The sequence below is a fragment of the Protofrankia coriariae genome (genome assembly GCF_001017755.1).
Lineage (GTDB): Bacteria > Actinomycetota > Actinomycetes > Frankiales > Frankiaceae > Protofrankia > Protofrankia coriariae.
Genome location: NZ_JWIO01000022.1, coordinates 80499 through 98025 on the forward strand (window position 1 = coordinate 80499; position 17527 = coordinate 98025).

Consider the following 17527-nt stretch of genomic DNA (forward strand, 5'->3'; position numbering starts at 1 on the left):
CCTCGCCGGCTCGCCGCCGGCCGGTTTCGACAACTACGACCCGACCGTCTGGGACGTCTACCTGGCCGACATCGAGGCCAGCGCCGCCCGCACCCCGTGGATGTTCGCCACCGGCAACCACGACATGGAGGCGCTGTACTCCCCGCACGGCTACGGCGGCCACCACGCCCGGCTGGACCTGCCCGACGGCGGGCCGAAGGGCTGCCCCAGCGTGTACTCGTTCGTCCACGGCAACGTGGCCGTGCTCTCGCTGGACGCGAACGACGTCAGCTTCGAGATCAGGACGAACACCGGCTACTCCGGCGGGGCGCAGACCTCGTGGGTGGAGCGGACGCTGAAGGCCCACCGCGCCGACCCGGACATCGACTTCATCGTCTGTTTCTTCCACCACTGCGCCTACTCGACGACCGCGCAGCACGCCAGCGACGGCGGGGTCCGCGGCGCGTGGGCGGGGCTGTTCGACAGGTACCAGGTCGACCTGGTGCTGCAGGGCCACAACCACCTCTACGAGCGGACCGACCCGATCCGCGGGAACACCCCGACCAGGCAGGCCCCCGACGGTTCGGTCATCGAGCCGGCGAAGGACGGCACCACCTACATCGTCGCCGGCAGCGGTGGACGGCCCCGCTACCAGTTCCAGGCCGGGGAGCCGGAATCCTACCGTGGAAAGATCGTTCCGGGTTCCAACGCCGTGCCGAACAGCTACGTCTGGCAGTCGGACGGGACGAAGCTGACCGAGTCCATCAGCTGGTCGCGGACCCGGTTCGACAACTACGCGATCGTGGTCGCCGACTCCGATCCGGGCCGGCCGGGCGGACACTCCACCCTGACCCTCCGGGGTGTGGACGAGCACGGCACCGAGTTCGATCGGGTGACCCTGCGCCGGGCCGTTGCGCGCGGCCACACCGTTCCCACGAAGAACCCGCCCGATCACCCGGGATCCGCGCCCGGTCACCGCTGAGACGCGGCCTCCGGCGACACAAACCGCTGATCATGTCCACGGCCGGCTGCCGTCCAGCCACGTGCCGGGCGTGATCGAACATCCGTCAGGCACGCCCTAGTCGACCCACTGACCCTGGGTGAAGGCGATGACGAAGGTCGCCATCACAGGGGCTGACAGCCAGATGTACACCGGGCGCACCCATGGCCGGCGCGTCACGACGCGTCCGAGCAGCAGGTATGTCGGGAATGCCACCAGCATCGTCCGGATGCCCGAGGCGTAGTAGTTCGAGCAGCTCATCAACAGCGTGGCGCCGCCGACGAAGGTGGCCTCGCCGAAGCGGGCCGAGCGCAGGAGCGCCACGGCCACCACGACCCCGACGACGACCGCGGCCACCTCGCCGCGCCAGAACCAGGTGAACGCCGACGACTGGGACGCGTCGAAGGCCGAGTGCCAGCTCGTCCGCCAGCCCTCCCACGGCCAGTCGACCCACCGCTGCCAGCCGTCCCGCATGGCCTGCGTGTAGGCGTCCCAGTGGCCGGTGCGCACCCGCAGGTAGGAGACGAAGGCGAGGACGGGCAGCGGTGGCAGGGCAAGCGCGAGCCCCGCCGGCGCAAACACCGGCAGCCCCGCACGCCGCCGGCTGACCACGTACTGGACGGCCAGCGCCAGGCAGAAGGGGATGCCGGTGACCCGGGTGGACGCGGCGCCCGCGCCGAGCAGGCCCGCCAGCCACCAGCGCTGCCGGCGCGCCGCGAGCCAGGACGTGGTGGCGAAACCGAGAAAGATCGCCTCGGAGTACGCGGCGCACAGGAACACCGCGTACGGGAACAGCACGACGGCGATGACCGCGAAGTCCGCGCCGCGCCGGTCAGGCGCGCCCCACCCGTCCGATGCCGCCCACCCGCCCGGTGCGCCTGCCAGGGCCGGCGTGGTGTCCCGGGTGTCCGGCAGGCTGCCGCGGCCCGCCACGGCTGTCCGGTCCGCCACCGCTGTCCGGTCCCTGATATCCGTTTGGTCCCTGACAGCCGTCCGGTGCCTGGTCGTCGGTGCTGTCCGGTCCGCCGCCGCGTCGTCCACCCGCGTCTGGTCGTCCATCTGCATCTGCCAGATGGCCGCCATGGCCGCGGCCCCCGCCACGAACGAGACGGCCATCCCGGCGAAGGTCCAGTCCGGGACGAAAAGATGCGCGAGGCGCATCGCGAGCGGGAATCCGGGGAAGTCCACCTCGGTACGGTCGGTGTACTCCGGCGACGCATAGCCGAACCGCGCGACCTTGGTGAACAGCCCGACGTCCCAGCGGTCCCACAACGTGCGCAGCCCTGGCAGCTCGGCGAGCGGGCGGCCGGAGAGCGCCCGGGACGCGGCCAGCGAGAGCACGATCACCGCGATCCGGCTGGCGACCCACACCGGCAGGGTGGCCTGGACGGCCGATGGCAGCCGGCCCCACCACGACCGAGCGGCGTCCACCACGCCGGCGCTACCCGACCGTGGACGCGGAAACCCCGGACGCGGACGCCCCGGATCCGGATGCGGAGCCCGGATCTCCCCCGGTCCGGTCAGCTCCGCTCCGGTACGGCCCGGTCCGGCGGGGTCCGCCGGCGGACCGTCCAGTGCCGGTGTCACGGGCCGGCACCCGCCGTGGCCGATCCGCCCTGCTGATCACCACCGACCACCGAGCGGTGGGGGGGCAGTCGGTAGGTGTCCCAACGCGCCTTCCGGCCGGCATCCGCGGTGGCCTCGGCGGCGGGCGTCGCCGGAACGCCCGNCCGGAACGCCCGCCGCGCGCCGGCCGCGACGGTCCGGGACACCGTCGAGAACGCCGCCGGCCGGGTCGTCCGCCCCGGTCGCGCGGACCACGTCCAGCTCCGGCCGCAGGATCTCGCGGACGACCAGCCCGGCCAGTACGCACAGCACGAGATCACGGATGGCGACGGCGCCCACGAACCAGCCGCGGCCGATCCCGTGCGCTCCGTTGGTGTCGTTGTAGACGAAGTGCAGGAACCGGGTGAGCAGCACATACGCCTCGCTGGCCTGCCAGGCGAGGAATGCCGGCCAGCGCGGCCTGGCCAGCGCCACCAGCGGTATCAGCCACAGCGTGTACTGCGGGGAGAAGACCTTGTTGGTCACCAGGAAGGCGACGACGGTGAGGAACAGCAGCGCCGGCAGCCGCGGCCGCCGCGGCGCGAACCAGCCGAGCGCCGCAATGCCCACCAGCAGCGTCCCGAGAGCAAGCATCGAGGCGATGTTGAGGGTACCGGTGGGGATCCCGTCGTCCCGGACGCTGCCGAGCACCTTCGGGACCGCGACCACCACCAGCAGCCAGCCCGCCAGCCCGGCCAGCGCGATCGGTACCCGCCGCGCCGGCCAGCGCACAGCGGCCGCGAAACCCGCCGCCACCAGCAGGAGGCCGGCCAGCAGGATGGCGATCAGATGCACGGGGCCGAACGCCCGCGGTGAGAAGGAGCTGGCCAGCCAGGTCGTGGCGAAGGCCAGGGAGTCCCAGTCCGGGCCCCGCTGCGAGTTCAGGTCGACGAAGCGCAGCATCGCGTTCGCGGCCCCGCCCGGGGCATGCCCGTCGAGCAGGGTGAGCCAGTCACCACCGGCCCAGAACGTCGTCCAGATGCTGTCGCCGGTGCGTTGATCCTCGGTGAAGTAGCCGGCGATCAGCCACAGCGGCACCCACACGGCCACGGCGGTCACGATCGTCGCCACCATGGTCCGGACGAAGGCCCAGCCCCGGCCCGCGCGCAGGGCCAGCACGGCCAGCGGCAGCAGGAACAGCAGCGGGTAGAACTTGGTCGCAGCCCCAAGCCCGAACAGAATGCCGGCGACCACCGGCGCACGGCGTGACCAGGCCAGCAGCCCGGCGGCGGCGAACGCGACCGCGACGATGTCCCAGTTGGTCAGCAGATGCAGCACCAGGGCGGGGGCGAGGGCGAACAGAGCCGCGTCCCACACTCGGGCCCGGCCCGCCGTCAGCGCCGTACAGAAGACCGCGACACAGGTCATGACCAGGAACAGCAGGGCCGTGACGTCGTAGAAGACGGCGGTGCGCTGGTCGATGGTGTAACCGACCAGCACCTGCCTGCCGTCCTCGTCCCGGTACACCGGCTGCGACGGCGAGGCGACGCCGGAGACCGACGACGCGAACTGCATGACCGCGCCGATCAGCGGCGGATACTCGGTCGGATAGTCGAGGAAGGGACGTTTGCCCGTGGCCAGGCCTTCCTGGCCGTAGAGGGCGACCACGTCGGAGTAGCACATCCGCGTGTACTGGTACTCGTCCGACCAGTTGCGGGTGTCCCGGCAGGGCAGCTTCTGCGCGTACGCGAGGACACACGCGAGGACGGTGAACGCCATGAGCACCCGCAGTGGCGTCCACCAGCTCCGGCTGGCGCCGATACGCGCATGATCGCCTGGCGGGCCGCCGACGAGCATGCTGGCACCGGCGACCACCGGGTCCTCCCGGGACGGGCAGACCGGGGTGACGGGTGCCGCCTGTGACGAATGCCTGCCACCCGTCCCGGCCGCCAGCGGCCGCACGGTCATCCGCGGGCCTGTCGACACCGCCCGGCAGCCTGCCGGGGCATCCGGTGTCCTACCGTCTCGGCTCGGTGGACGTCGGCGGCGATCCGGAAGATCCCGGAGAACCTAGCCATACGCCATCGCCACCCGTGCAACACGCCTTCCCGTTCGATGGGGGGGAGATCCGGCCGGTCTGGGCAGAGGAGTCCGCGGGAGTTTCGGCCGGCCGCTCCAGCCCTGCCGGCTCACCCGGTCGTGTCCTGGCCGAACTGCGGTAACCCGTCGTCATTGTTCTTTGAACGCCGCGGGTTCGGGGTCGGTGACTGTCCGTCCTGCCCGTTGGCGGACAGGGTCGAATCCGCCGACGGTGAGAGCAGCGCTGTCGGGCGACCGTGCCGGTCGCGGTCGGGCTCATCCGCCGGCTCCGTCACCTCGGGCGAGACGGTGGGCACTGGTGAGAAGGTCGGCTGCGGAGTCGGTGACGGCGAAGCGTTGGTGACGGTGCCGCCGTACTTCGGCGGGGGGAAGCTCTGGGGCGCGACGCCGGTGAGGGCACCGTCCATGAAGGCCTTCCAGATCTTCGCCGGGTAGCCGCCGCCGTAGACACCGCCGGCGGCCCCGGGGATGCCGGTCAGCGCGGTCGCCTTGCTCACCCCGCCATCACCGCGGAACATGTTCACGCAGGCCGCAACCTGCGGAACGTAACCACAGAACCACGCGGTCCGGAAGTTGTCCGTGGTGCCGGTCTTGCCGGCCGCCGGCCGGCCGTCGGCAAGCTGCGCCGACTTGCCCGTGCCGTTCTTCAGGACCGACTGCAGCGCGTACGTCACATCGGCCGCCACGGTCGCGGGGATGGCGTTCTTCGCGTTGGTCGGCCCCTCGTAGATGACCTTGCCCTTGCCGTCGATCACCCGGTCGACCAGGTGCGGGGCGACGGCCTTGCCGTTGTTGGCGAAGGTGCCGTAGACCGCGACCATGTCCTTGGCGGTGATGCCGTCACGGCCGAGGGTCACCCCGCCGTCGTCGGTCAGCGGGACGTCCTTGCCCACCCCCAGTGCGCGCGCGGTGGAGATGACGTTGCCGATGCCGGCCTCGATGCCCAGCGGGACGTAGACGGTGTTGACCGACTCGGCGGTCGCGTCGATCAGGTTCAGGTACCCGAAGTTGCCGTGCTCCTCGTCGTTGCGGACCATGTACGTCCCGCTGCCGTCGGCGGCCTTGCCGGGAATCTCCAGCACGTCCGGAGCCTCGTAGACCGACTTGAGGCTGATTCCCTTCTGCAGCGCGGCCGCCAGCGTGATCGGTTTGAAGGTCGACCCCGGTGGCACCTGTGCTCCGGAGACGTTGTCGACGTAGGAGGTCTGGCCGTTGTCGCCCTTGCCGTAGATCGAGCCCCCGTACCAGGCCAGCACCCGGCCGGTACCCGGCTCGACCGCGACCAGGCCGGTCTTCAGGTCGGGAACGGCGGCGTAGGGCTTGGCCAGCACGTTCGTCACGGCCAGGTAGGCGGCGGTCTGCCGGCCCTGGTCGATGCTGGTCTGGATGCGCAGGCCCTCCAGGTTGATCTGCTGCTCGCTGATCCCGGCCGCGATCAGCTCGTCCTTGACCTGGTCCCGGATGTAGGCGGCCTGCGGTGAGGAGACCGCCATGCCGTTGGACCTGTCCCGCTCCAGGGTCACCGGTGGCTTCTTGTCCGAGGTCGCGCGGGACGCGTCCAGCCAGCCCTTCTCGACCATCGTGTCCAGCACCTCGTGCCACCGGCGCTCGGCGGCGGCCGGGGTCACCCGCGGGTCCAGCGCGTTCGGGGAGCGGATCAGCCCGGCGATGACCGCGCCCTCCTCCGCGCTGAGCTGCTTGGCCGGCTTGCCGAAGTACGTCTTGGACGCGGCCTCGATGCCGTACGCCCCCCGGCCGAAATAGATCGTGTTGAGGTAGGACTCCAGGATCTCGTCCTTGGAGTACTTGCGGGCGAGTTTGACCGCGAGGACGATCTCCTTCATCTTGCGGGAGAAGGTGCGTTCCTGCGTCAGATAGGCGTTCTTGGCGTACTGCTGGGTGATGGTCGACCCGCCCTGGGAGATCTCACCACCACGGACGTTCACCCACAGCGCCCGGGCGATTCCCCGCGGGGAGATGCCGGGCTCGCTGTAGAAGTTCTTGTTCTCCGCCGCGAGCACGGCGTGCTGGACGTCGACCGACACCTCGGAGAGCGGGACGTCCGTCCGGTTGACCGTCCCGATCTTGGCGATCTCGGTGGTGCGGTCCGCGTAGGTGATGATGGACGTCTGCGCGGCGGCGTTGACGGCCGCCGGCAGCGGCACCTTCGTCAGGGAGTAGAGGACGGCGACCAGCGCGGCGAACATCAGCACGCCGGACAGCAGCCCGAACATGACCAGCCGGCGCAGCCACAGCGGACGGTTCCGCCAGAACATCGGCCCCCGTCTTCCCTGGCCCGGCCGGACCGGCGGCTGCTCCGCCCCGTCCGCAAGGCCGCGACGACCGTCGACGCGGGTCGGCGACGCGCCCGGGAGATCCGCCGGACCCGCGCCCGCGCGTTTGCGGGCGCCGTTGGCCGGGGCCGCGGCGGGGACGTCGTCCGGGCGGGGACGGCGGACGTAGGTGGTGGAGTCGGCGGTGCGTTCCCGGACGCCGATGCGCTCCATGGTGGCCCGGTCGGTCGTGTCGTACATGTTGTTGACGGGCTTGCTGTTGACAGGCTTGCCGTCGGCGGGCTGCCCGCGTCGCTCGGCCCGCACCGCGGTCCGGCCCGTCTCGCCGTATGTGTTCTCGCCGTATGTGTTGCTGCCGGGGGTGGCGCCCGCCTGGCCGGACACGCCACCGCCAGGCCGGGCCGCGCCGTTCGGGCGGCTGTCGAGGTGGCCGTTCACAGGGCCGACATCCGGATGATCCCCCTCGGCCGACGCACGGTCGGCCGAGGTGCGGCGAACGTGGGTACGGCCGTCGTCATCGCGCGGGTACACGCCCCGATCGTAGATGTTGGCCTCACTGACAGTCCCGTCCGTGGCTGCGGGAGTGAACCCCGCGTCGTCGGTGGCTGTTGTCAGACGGTACGCCGCCCCCCGCAACCGCCCATACACCGGGTTCCCGCCAACGTGCGGGAAACCCTGCGATGGTGGGCCCGGGCCCCGACTACTCCTCGGCCGTCCTGCGGCGGGCCGTCCGTTTGACCCGGGGCCGACCGGTTCCGATCACGAATGACATGATCAGGTGGTTCCAGGAGCAGGACGTGCAGACCTCCACGACGTAGACCCGTAGCTCGCTGAACTGCCGCGCGAGGGCCGGTAGGTCCCTGGTCGCCCGTACCCGGCCGGAACTGACGCCAAGCTCGTCACCGTAGGTATATGTGATGTTGATCAACGGCTCGCGGCCCCGGCAGACCGGGCAGCGTCTGCCGCTCGCCTCTCCGTGATATCTGGCCGCCCGCAGCAGGTACGGGTGCGCGTCACACACATCCGTGGTCGACACTCTGCCGGCATGCAGGTCAGCGAGTGTCGCCCGCCGGGCGAGCGCGTAGTCGACAACCGACCGTGGACGCATGGCATAAGACGGTACGCCGGATGCGTCGCGCTGGCAGACGCTCCGGACACAAGCCCATGCGACGCCGAAAGAGCTCCGGGCGCCGGACACGGCACGTAACGGTTGTCCATACAAATACCGACAGGACGGGCTCCGGGCCGGTCGCAACGATCCGGCCATCCCGCCTTTCCGTACCGGACACCCCCGGTTGCCTTCGTTATCCCGAAGTGGCATGCTCGATGTATCGAAACGATATGTCTTACAGAGACGTCCCGGCTAGAAAGATCCTGGTCAGAGATGTCCTGGCCGGCCGCGGTTCCCAGCCGGGTACGGTCCCAGCCGGGTGCGGTCCCAGCCGGGTGCGGCGCCGCACAACTCGTACGGACACAGTTCATACAGATACAGCTCACACACGACGCAGCTCCGCGGTGACACAGCCTTGCGGTGGCACGGCTCCGTGACGGCACGGCTCACCGCCGGATCAGTACGTCCCATCGCCGGATCAGCACAGACGAACAGATCGAACCGACGGATCGCGGCGCCGAGCCGCCCTGGACACACCGGTCACGTCAGCGTCACGGCTGGCCATCCGATGACTTCCGAGGAAAGGAGCGAGGATGTTGGAGCTGGCCGTCCTCGCGCTGCTCTCCGAGAGCCCCATGCACGGCTACGAGCTGCGCAAACGCCTCAACACCGTGCTGGGGACCTTCCATCGCTTCAGCTACGGCTCGCTGTACCCCTGCCTGCGCAAGCTGCAGGCCGAGCACTACGTCACGGCCGACGACTCCAGCGCCGCGAACCGTCTCGGCGGCCGCAGCCGCGTCGTCTACACCCTCACCGCCGAGGGCAAGGAGCGCCTGGCCGCCCTGCTCGGCGAGGGCGGCCCGTCCTCCTGGGAGGACGAGATGTTCGGCGTCCGGTTCGCGTTCTTCGGCAAGACCGACGCGGACGTGCGGCTGCGCATCCTCGAAGGCCGCCGCGGCCGCCTGGAGGAACGGCGCGAGAAGGTCCGCTCCGCGCTGGCCAGGACCCGTGAGCGTTTCGACTCCTACACCCTCGAGCTGCAGCGCCACGGTCTTGAGTCCGTCGAACGCGAGGTTCGCTGGCTGACCGAGCTGATCGAGACGGAACGCGCGCAGGCACCGGCCAGCGGACGCGCGCGCCCGGCGACGACCGTCGGGCCGCCGGGCGGACCACCCGCGGAAACATCCACAGAGTTGTCCACCGATCCGGCGCCGCCGACGCCGTCGGATCCGGGGGGAAACGGCAACGAGGCCCCGCCCGCGCGCTAGTGCCCGCGCCGGTGCGCCCACCTCGCCCCGGATCCCACCCACCCGCCTCCCACAACCCAGAAGGAGCAGACCGTCATGGGTTCGGTACGTGTCGCCATCGTCGGTGTAGGCAACTGCGCCGCATCCCTCGTCCAGGGGGTCGAGTACTACCGCGACGCTGATCCGTCCGCACAGGTCCCGGGCCTGATGCACACCCAGCTCGGGGAATACCACGTCGGGGACCTGGAGTTCGTCGCCGCGTTCGACGTGGACGCGAAGAAGGTCGGGCGGGACCTGTCCGAGGCCATCGGCGCCAGCGAGAACAACACGATCAAGATCGCGGAGGTGCCTCCGCTCGGAGTCACCGTCGCCCGCGGACACACCCTCGACGGCCTCGGCCGCTACTACCGGGAGACGATCGCCGAGTCCGACGACACCCCGGTGGACGTCGTCGCAGCCCTGCGCGAGGCCCGGGCCGACGTCCTCGTCTGCTATCTGCCCGTCGGCTCCGAGGATGCGGCGAAGTTCTACGCCCAGGCCGCGATCGACGCCGGCGTCGGCTTCGTCAACTGCCTGCCGGTGTTCATCGCGGGCCGCCCCGAATGGGCGGAGAAGTTCCGCGCCGCGGGCGTCCCGATCGTCGGCGACGACATCAAGTCACAGGTCGGCGCCACCATCACCCACCGGGTGCTCGCCAAGCTGTTCGAGGACAGAGGCGTCGTCCTGGACCGCACGATGCAGCTCAACGTCGGCGGCAACATGGACTTCAAGAACATGCTCGAGCGGGACAGGCTGGAGTCCAAGAAGATCTCCAAGACGCAGGCGGTGACCTCCCAGGTCTCCCACGAGATCGGCAAGGACAACGTCCACATCGGCCCGTCCGACTACGTCGCCTGGCTGGACGACCGCAAGTGGGCCTACGTCCGGCTGGAGGGCCGCGCGTTCGGCGACGTGCCGCTGAACCTGGAGTACAAGCTCGAGGTCTGGGACTCCCCGAACAGCGCCGGCGTCGTCATCGACGCGGTCCGCTGCGCCAAGATCGCCCTTGACCGGGGTGTCGGCGGGCCGCTGCTCGCGGCATCCTCCTACTTCATGAAGTCGCCGCCGGAGCAGTACCGGGACAACATCGCCCGGGACAAGGTGGAGGCGTTCATCCTGGGCGAATAGTCCGTCCTGGGCGAATAACGGCCCTTCGCGGCGACCAACGGCCGTGGAGGCCACCGGTGAACGGTGCCCGGTCACCTGGAGGGGGTGGCCGGGCACCGTTGTGCCCGGACCCGGTCGGGCGATGTGGCAGAGCCTGGGCCCGCCCGGGCATCTGTGCCGGAGCCCGGTCAGGGCCGGCTGTCCGTGGCGGGACCCGGTCAGGCGGGGGCGTCGGCGCACCGGTGGGGCTGGCCCGCCGTGGTGGGATCCGCCGTCGCGGTGGCCGCGGGCAGGCGACGGGCTGCGGTCACCGTCGGATCGGGAGCCGGCGTCCGCGGGTCGCGGGCCCGCAGGTACAGCAGCGCGCACACGATGAAGCCACCGCCGGCGACCAGCACCATGACAGGCGACCGCCCGGTGGGCGGCAGCGTGATCGCCGCCAGTGCCGCGGCGGCCACGTAGGCCACGTTGAACAACAGGTCGTAGAGGGAGAAGGCGCGGCCCCGGTAGGCGTCCTCGGTCTGTTCCTGGACGATCGTGTCCACACAGATCTTGCTCGCCTGGGCGGCGAACCCGATCGGGACCGACCCGGCGATCAGCAGCGGTGACGAGAACGGCAGGCACAGGGCGATCTCGATGATCCCGGCGGCGAGCAGCACCAGGCTGATCCAGACCTGCTTGCTGACCAGCCGGGTCACCCGCGGGGTGACGAGCGCGGCCGCGACCGTGCCCGCCCCGCTGGCCGTCACCAGCAGCGCGAGACCGCCGAGACCGCCGTCCGCGCCGGTGAAGTAGTTGCGGTAGAGCAGGATGGCCATCACCGTCGTCAGGCCGTACGCCGCCCGCGAGCCGGTCAGCGTGGCGAGCGCATACCGGGCCGGGCGCCGCTGCCACAGGTGGCCGGCGCCGGCCGCCAGCTCCACGACCACCTGCCGGGCTTCGCGCAGCAGCCCCTGCCCGGGTGGGGAGTGCAGCGGCCCGAACTCGTACCGGCCGGCGCGGCCGGCGGTGCCCNCGGCGGTGCCCGCCGCGGCCAGGTAGACCACGGCGGAGAGCGCGGCGACCAGGGCGACGCCCGCGTCGTCGCCGCCGATCAGCCCCCGTATTCCGCTGCCGATCCCGGCGCCGACCAGCGTCATGACCGTCCCGGACGTCACCGACAGGGCGTTCGCCGTGACCAGCCGCCCGGTCGGGACGACAACGGGCAGCCCCGCGGACAGCGCCGCGAGCACGAGACGGTTCACGCTGAACACCGCGAGCGCGCTCGCGTAGAAGTCGACGCCGGTGTGGCCGGCCGCGATGAGCAGGACGAGCAGGACGAGCAGCACCGCCCGGGCCAGCGCGCACAGCACCAGCACCCGCTGCCGGGAGATCCGGTCGAGCACGATCCCGGCGAACGGGCCGATGACGCTGAACGGCAGCACCACGATCGCCAGCGATGCCGCGAGCGCCGTGGCCGACGTCGCCCGTTCCGGGGAGAACAGCACGTAGCTGACCAGGCTCGCCTGGAACACGCCGTCGGCGGCCTGCGAGGTCAGGCGGGCGGCATAGAGCCGCCGGAATCCCGTCAGCCCGAGGAGCTGTCGCAGATCTCCGGCCCGCGCCACACCCCTGAGCCTACGGACCCACGCCCCGCCAGGGCGCGGGGCTCACCCGATGCCACGCCCGGGATCCACCAGGCCCGTGGCCAGCCTGCGGCCCCGCCCGCCCCGGCGCAGCCGCGCGAGACACACGCGCCCCCTGCCATGGATGGCGGCGGCTCCTACCCGCGTCCGCCCCTGCGGCCCTGTGGCCGCTCCGAGCCGTAGGTGAAAACCGTTGTTCCCGCAGCGGCAGCCACCTACGGCTTCCGCTGCTGTAGGTGGTTTCCGCTGTGATGACAGCGGTTTCTGCCTACGGCCGAGCAGGGCCGGGTGCCGGGCCGGGCTGGGCGCCAGGGTTGGGGCCGGGGCCGGCCTCGACTGCGGGGCCAGCTTCGGAAGCGGAGACGGAGTTGGGGGCCGGGGGCTCGCCGGGGATGGGGACGTTGTTCGCGCGGGCCCAGCGGAACAGCTCCGCCTCGGCCGCCGCACGCCCGACCAGGCCCGCCTCGAAGCGGAAGTCGAGCATGTGCGCCCGGGCCTGCCCCACCAGCCGGCCGGGGGTCAGGCCCAGCAGCGCCATGATGTCGTCCCCGGACAGCTCCGGGCGGATCGCGGCGATCTCCTCCTGCTCGGCCAGCCGGGCGATCCGCTCCTCCAGCGCGTCATACGTGGCGGCCAGCATCTCGGCCTTGCGCCGGTTGCGCGTCGTGCAGTCCGAGCGGACGAGCTTGTGCAGCCTGGACAGCTGCGGCCCGGCGTCGTGGACGTACCGGCGCACCGCCGCGTCCGTCCACTCCCCGCGCCCGTAGCCGTGGAAGCGCAGGTGCAGGAACACCAGCAGGGTGATCGCGTCCGCGACGTTCTTGGGGAAGCGCAGCGCGGCCAGGCGCTTACGGGTCATGTCGCGCCCGACCACCTCGTGATGGTGGAAGGAGACACCGCCGCCGGGGGCGTGCCGGCGGGTCCGCGGTTTGCCGATGTCGTGCAGCAGGGCGGCCCAGCGCAGCACCTCGTCCGGGCCGCCGCTGGGCGGCGGGTCCTCCAGGGCGATGGCCTGGCGCAGCACGGTCAGGGTGTGGGCGTAGACGTCCTTGTGCTGGTGGTGCTCGTCGATCTCCATCCGCAGCGCGGGCAGTTCGGGCAGGACGATGTCGGCGACGCCGACGTCCACCAGTCGGGTCAGCCCGGCGACGGGGTCGGCCGCGACCATGAGTTTGCGCAGCTCGTCCCGGATGCGTTCAACAGAGACGATCTTCAGCCGGGGTGTCCGCGAACGCATCGCCGCGACCAGTTCGGGCACCGGGACCAGGCCGAGCTGGGCTTCGAAGCGGGCCGCGCGCAGGATGCGCAGCGGGTCGTCGTCGAAGGACGCCTCCGGGGAGCCGGGTGTGCGCAGCACCTTGCGGGCGAGATCGCCCAGGCCGCCGAAGAGATCGATGAACTCGTGGCCGGGCACGGACACCGCCATGGCGTTGACGGTGAAGTCACGGCGGACGAGATCACCCTCGAGGGTGTCACCGTAGGCGACCGTCGGGTTGCGTGAGGTGCGGTCATACGCCTCGGTCCGGTAGGTGGTGACCTCGAAACGCACCCCGGAGCGGATCAGCCCGACGGTGCCGAACGCGATTCCCGCCTCCCAGACCCCGTCCGCCCAGGCACGGGTGATGTCCAGAATCTGTTCGGGGCGGGCGTCCGTGGCGAAGTCGAGGTCGGCGTCGGACGGGCCGGAACGGCCGAGCAGGGCGTCCCGGACGGACCCGCCGACCAGATACAGGCTGTAGCCGGCGTCAGCGAAGACCCGTCCAAGAGCGTCTGCCGCGGGCGGAACCTTGAGCAGGGCGCTTACCGCCCGCTCCGCGGAGTCACGTGGATTGTCCAAGCAGATCACCGACACCGCCCCAGGGTATAGGCGGCCAGGGCGCGAACGCCCATGGTTACTGAGCACCTGTGCTGAGCATCTGAGTACGGATGGCCGAGGTTGTCGAGCCGAGCTCCCGGGTACGGGCGACCCGGGTGTGAACCCCGCTCATGGCCGCGCCGGCCTCGCCCGACGCGGGGTCAGCGCGGTCATGGTGCGGTGGGCACCGAGGGGTACGAGCGTCCGGGTCATGAGCGGTCCGGGCACGGCGGGGCCGCGGCGTGCACCGTTCGGTATCGGGGCCGCCGCGAGCGGGCGGGGTACGGGCGCATGCTGGGAGAAGTGGCGCGCAAGGCTCGTACGATCAGCCCATGGCCCCGTTCCCGGCATCCCCTCGGCGGCGGTTGCGCCAGGTGGAGGAGACTTCGGCGGGTGGGCTGGTATTGGACGACCATTCGGAAATGGCCAATGCGGCACTGATAGCACGTCGTGACCGACATGGCCGTCTGCTGTGGTCGTTACCGAAGGGCCACGTCGAGAACGGGGAGACAGCGGAACAGACGGCGGTCCGGGAGGTGGCGGAGGAGACTGGTGTGACCGGACGGGTACTCGGTCAGCTCGGGATGATCGACTTCTGGTTCGTCGCCGGACGGACGCGCGTGCACAAGACAGTCCACCACTATCTCCTGCTCCGCACGACCGGGGAGCTCTCGGACGTCGATATCGAGGTCACCGAGGTTGCCTGGGTGCCGCTGGCCGAGGTTCCGCGCCGGCTCGCCTATGCGGACGAACGCAGCCTCCTGCGCCGGGTGCCGGCCATTCTCACGGACAGCGTGTGACAGCCGGCCAGGCGCGTCCGGCGGCGCGGCGCACCGCTGTGGTCGCCGTAATCATGCTGTCAGTGACATTTTTGCTGCTGAGCACGACGATGGCCCGCGCCCGGGCCGACCCGTCATCCACAGGTTCCACATATGTATCCACAGGTTCGTCCACAGACCCCGCTGGACCTGTGGACCTGGCCGGGCCCACGGGCTCGGCCAGGCGCGTGGGCCCGGCGACCGCCACGGGCCGCGCTGCTCCACAACCGTGGCCGCGGCCCACCGAGGTGGTCCGGTCCGCCCAGTCCGCCGGGACGGTCCAGTCCACCGACCAGTCCATCACGGCGGTCCGGTCCATCACGGCGGTCCGGTCCGCCACGGCCGTGGCCACCGGTGCCGCCCGGCCGGTCCGGGTGGCGCTCGACAGGCTGCCCACCGTCGCCGGGCCACAGCTGCCCCTGACCGTCACCGGTCATCTGGAGCTCACCGGCGCCGAGCAGATCTCCGGCGTGGAGATACGGGCCGAACTGGCGCGCCCGGTATCCAGCCGCAAGGAGCTGGCGGACCTGCGTGAGAACCCGGCCGCCCCGGCCGGGCTGAACTATCCGACCACGGTGCTGTCCGAACCGGTGGCGAGCAGGCTCGTGCCAGGAGGGCTCCCGGCCACGTTCACCGTGGGCGCGCGGCTGACGGGGCTGGGCCTGCCGACCGCGCTGCGGATCTACCCGTTGCGTTTCACCGCCTCCGGCGTCGTCAACGGCCAGCGCCAGGTCGTCGGGACGACCTACTCCTTCCTGATCTGGGCTCCGGCCACGGTGACCGCCCCCACCCCGGTCTCGGTCGTGCTGCCGCTGGCGGAGGTGCCGCGGCTGCGTGCCGACGGCCGGCTCACCGACGACGACCTGACCGAACTGGTGGCCCCCGGCGGCCGGCTGAACCGGCTGCTGAGCGCTGTCGCGCCGGTCAACGGCCGGCCGGCGCCACCCGTCGCCCTCGCGGTCGACCCGCTCCTCGTCCAGACGCTTCAGATCATCTCCAGCGGTCCGTACGAGGTGGCCACGCCGTCCGGTCCCAGCCCCCGGCGGGCGGACCGGGACGCCGAGGCCTTCCTGGCAAAGCTGAAAGCGTTCGCGGACGCCGGCGGCACGATCTTCGCCCTGCCCTACGGCGACGTCGACGTGGTGGCGCTGACCCGCGCCCAGGAGTTCCACAGCATCCTGGTGGCGCTGCTGACCGGCCGGACCGTCGTCGCGAACGTGATCGGCCGCGGCCCGGACGCGACGATCGCCTACCCCGGTGACGGGCTCATCGACGCCCCCACCCTCGACCTGCTGCGCCGCATGGGCATCACGACCGTGATCGCGGACTCCCGCCTGCTGCCACCGAAGGACCCGGAGAAGACCTATACCCCCGCGAGCGCCACCGGGATCCCGACATCCGGCGGCGTCGCACGGGTACTGGCCGCCGACCAGCAGCTCGGAGAGCTGGCGGCCGGTCCCGCCGGTCCCGTCAGCGAGACCGACCTGCCGACCCAGGCGGAGTCGTTCCAGAACCTCCTGGCCGAGACGGCGATGATCACCGCTGAGCGGCCGGGGCTGGCCCGCCCCCAGACGATCGCGCTGCCGCGTTACTGGGACCCGCCGGCCGGCTGGGCGCAGACGGTCGTGGGCGGCCTGTCCACGCCGTTCTCCCGACCGGTCGCGCTGCCGTCGACGCCGGCGGCACAGGCTGCCTCCGCGGAAACAGGCTCGGCGGGAAGTGGCTCCGTGGCGCAGGCCGTCCCGGCCGACGAGCGCGGCCGGCTGACCTACCCCGACTGGGCCCGCGCGGCCGAGCTGCCGATCTCCCGGGTGATCGCCGCCGAGGACCTGCGCAGCCAGATCCACGCGCTGCGGTCCGTCCTGTGCCCGCCGGACTCGGGCGCCGCCGGCGTGCGCAACTGCGCCGCCGCGGGCATCGACGCGATGGAGAACACGCTCACGTCGTCCGAATCGGTGGCCTGGCGAACGGGCGCCGCCGGCACGGACGGCGCCGACGAGCTGGGCACGGGTGTTGCCGGCGCGGTGCGGGCGCTGCGGGACGGCATCCGGGTGGTCGCCTCCCGCAGTGTGTCACTGACCGGCAAACACGGGACGGTCCCGGTCACACTCGAGAACAACACCGAGGCCGTCATCAACGTGGTGCTCTCGCTGTCCTCGAGCGACCGAGCCCGGCTACGATCGGCGACCCAGGTTAAACTCACGGTGCCACCTTTGCAGAAGGTGCAGGTGGAGATCGAGGTCGATGCCGAAGGTGCCGGTACGTTCCCCGTCGATGTCACCATCCTCACCCCGGCCGGCAAGCCGCTGTCAGCCGCGCCGCCGGTGCGGATCCTGGTGAAGTCCACGGTCTTCGGCGTGATAGCGGTGGCGATAACGGGAGGGGCCCTGGCGGTTCTGGTGTTCGCGGTGCTGGTCCGGCTGGTCCGCCGGTTGCGGACGTTGCGCGGCCGGACGTCCACCGGAGCGTCCGCGCGAACCGAACCGGCCCCGCAGGGCGGTGGGTCCACCCTGGCCGAGCCACCGGAGGCGGCCGGGCCGCAGAGGCTGCCCGGGGCAGCCGGGGTGTTCGGGCTGTCCGGGGGGCCCGGACCGTCCGGGACGCCCGTGTCCGCCGTCCCGGATGGTCCGGGCCCCCATGAACGCGAAGGCGTGCCCGATGCCGCCTCCGCTGACGGCCGGCGCACCGACGTCCCCTCGGAGGACGACGGCCTGGCGTGGCTGCTGCGCGCCGGTCACGCCTCCGGTGGCCGGGGAAGACAACGGTGACGGCCGGCGCTGGCGACGGGACCAGGAACGGCGGGAGCC

10 protein-coding genes (1 of these 10 running past the window's edge) are annotated in these 17527 nt (G+C 71.5%); 5 read left to right on the forward strand and 5 right to left on the reverse strand.

Annotated features, from left to right (window positions below; genetic code table 11):
- Positions 1 to 961 carry the 3' portion of a metallophosphoesterase family protein gene (locus FrCorBMG51_RS14530; protein WP_476742172.1) on the forward strand. 236 nt of this gene lie to the left of the window's left edge, so only the last 961 of its 1197 coding nucleotides appear in the window; its start codon lies off the left edge, out of view; its stop codon occupies positions 959 to 961.
- 96 nt (positions 962 to 1057) lie between these two features.
- On the opposite strand, the gene FrCorBMG51_RS14535 is transcribed toward FrCorBMG51_RS14530, so the two are convergent.
- The 3 genes from FrCorBMG51_RS14535 to FrCorBMG51_RS14550 form a co-directional block, all read right to left on the reverse strand.
- Entirely contained in the window at positions 1058 to 2566 is a 1509-nt protein-coding gene (locus tag FrCorBMG51_RS14535) for a hypothetical protein (RefSeq protein ID WP_047223597.1), read from the reverse strand.
- Positions 2567 to 4713: 2147 nt separating this feature from the next.
- Positions 4714 to 7449, reverse strand: a complete 2736-nt coding sequence (locus FrCorBMG51_RS14545) for a transglycosylase domain-containing protein (RefSeq protein WP_235433581.1) — start codon at positions 7447 to 7449, stop codon at positions 4714 to 4716.
- 169 nt (positions 7450 to 7618) lie between these two features.
- Positions 7619 to 8026, reverse strand: coding sequence for a DUF5318 family protein (locus tag FrCorBMG51_RS14550; protein ID WP_047223599.1), 408 nt, complete (start codon positions 8024 to 8026; stop codon positions 7619 to 7621).
- Positions 8027 to 8622: 596 nt separating this feature from the next.
- Here FrCorBMG51_RS14550 and FrCorBMG51_RS14555 point away from each other — a divergent pair.
- Positions 8623 to 9297 carry a PadR family transcriptional regulator gene (locus FrCorBMG51_RS14555; RefSeq protein ID WP_047223600.1) on the forward strand — a complete coding sequence of 225 codons (675 nt, stop codon included), beginning with the start codon at positions 8623 to 8625 and terminating at the stop codon, positions 9295 to 9297.
- A gap of 75 nt (positions 9298 to 9372) precedes the next feature.
- Positions 9373 to 10443 (forward strand): inositol-3-phosphate synthase, encoded by a 1071-nt coding sequence (locus tag FrCorBMG51_RS14560; RefSeq protein WP_047223601.1) that lies wholly within the window; start codon positions 9373 to 9375, stop codon positions 10441 to 10443.
- Positions 10444 to 10640: 197 nt separating this feature from the next.
- On the opposite strand, the gene FrCorBMG51_RS14565 is transcribed toward FrCorBMG51_RS14560, so the two are convergent.
- The gene (locus tag FrCorBMG51_RS14565) at positions 10641 to 11561 is read right to left on the reverse strand and encodes an MFS transporter (RefSeq protein ID WP_476742173.1); all 921 of its coding nucleotides are present in this window, start codon (positions 11559 to 11561) and stop codon (positions 10641 to 10643) included.
- 754 nt (positions 11562 to 12315) lie between these two features.
- A complete protein-coding gene (locus tag FrCorBMG51_RS14570; protein WP_047223641.1) occupies positions 12316 to 13893 on the reverse strand; it encodes a CCA tRNA nucleotidyltransferase in 1578 nt (525 codons plus the stop codon).
- 341 nt (positions 13894 to 14234) lie between these two features.
- Here FrCorBMG51_RS14570 and FrCorBMG51_RS14575 point away from each other — a divergent pair, with 341 nt between their 5' ends.
- Together FrCorBMG51_RS14575 and FrCorBMG51_RS14580 are read left to right on the forward strand one after the other, a co-directional pair.
- Positions 14235 to 14702 (forward strand): NUDIX hydrolase, encoded by a 468-nt coding sequence (locus FrCorBMG51_RS14575; RefSeq protein ID WP_047223603.1) that lies wholly within the window; start codon positions 14235 to 14237, stop codon positions 14700 to 14702.
- A 38-nt stretch (positions 14703 to 14740) separates the two neighbouring features.
- Positions 14741 to 17488, forward strand: coding sequence for a DUF6049 family protein (locus FrCorBMG51_RS14580; RefSeq protein WP_268760566.1), 2748 nt, complete (start codon positions 14741 to 14743; stop codon positions 17486 to 17488).
- The last annotated feature ends 39 nt before the right edge of the window (positions 17489 to 17527 follow it).

What these genes read in the sequence shown, in the direction of transcription:
- FrCorBMG51_RS14550 (WP_047223599.1), bottom strand. Translation starts at nt 8,026, where the DNA reads ATGCGTCCACGGTCGGTTGTCGACTACGCGCTCGCCCGGCGGGCGACA.
- FrCorBMG51_RS14555 (WP_047223600.1), top strand. Translation starts at nt 8,623, where the DNA reads ATGTTGGAGCTGGCCGTCCTCGCGCTGCTCTCCGAGAGCCCCATGCAC.
- FrCorBMG51_RS14560 (WP_047223601.1), top strand. Translation starts at nt 9,373, where the DNA reads ATGGGTTCGGTACGTGTCGCCATCGTCGGTGTAGGCAACTGCGCCGCA.
- FrCorBMG51_RS14575 (WP_047223603.1), top strand. Translation starts at nt 14,235, where the DNA reads ATGGCCCCGTTCCCGGCATCCCCTCGGCGGCGGTTGCGCCAGGTGGAG.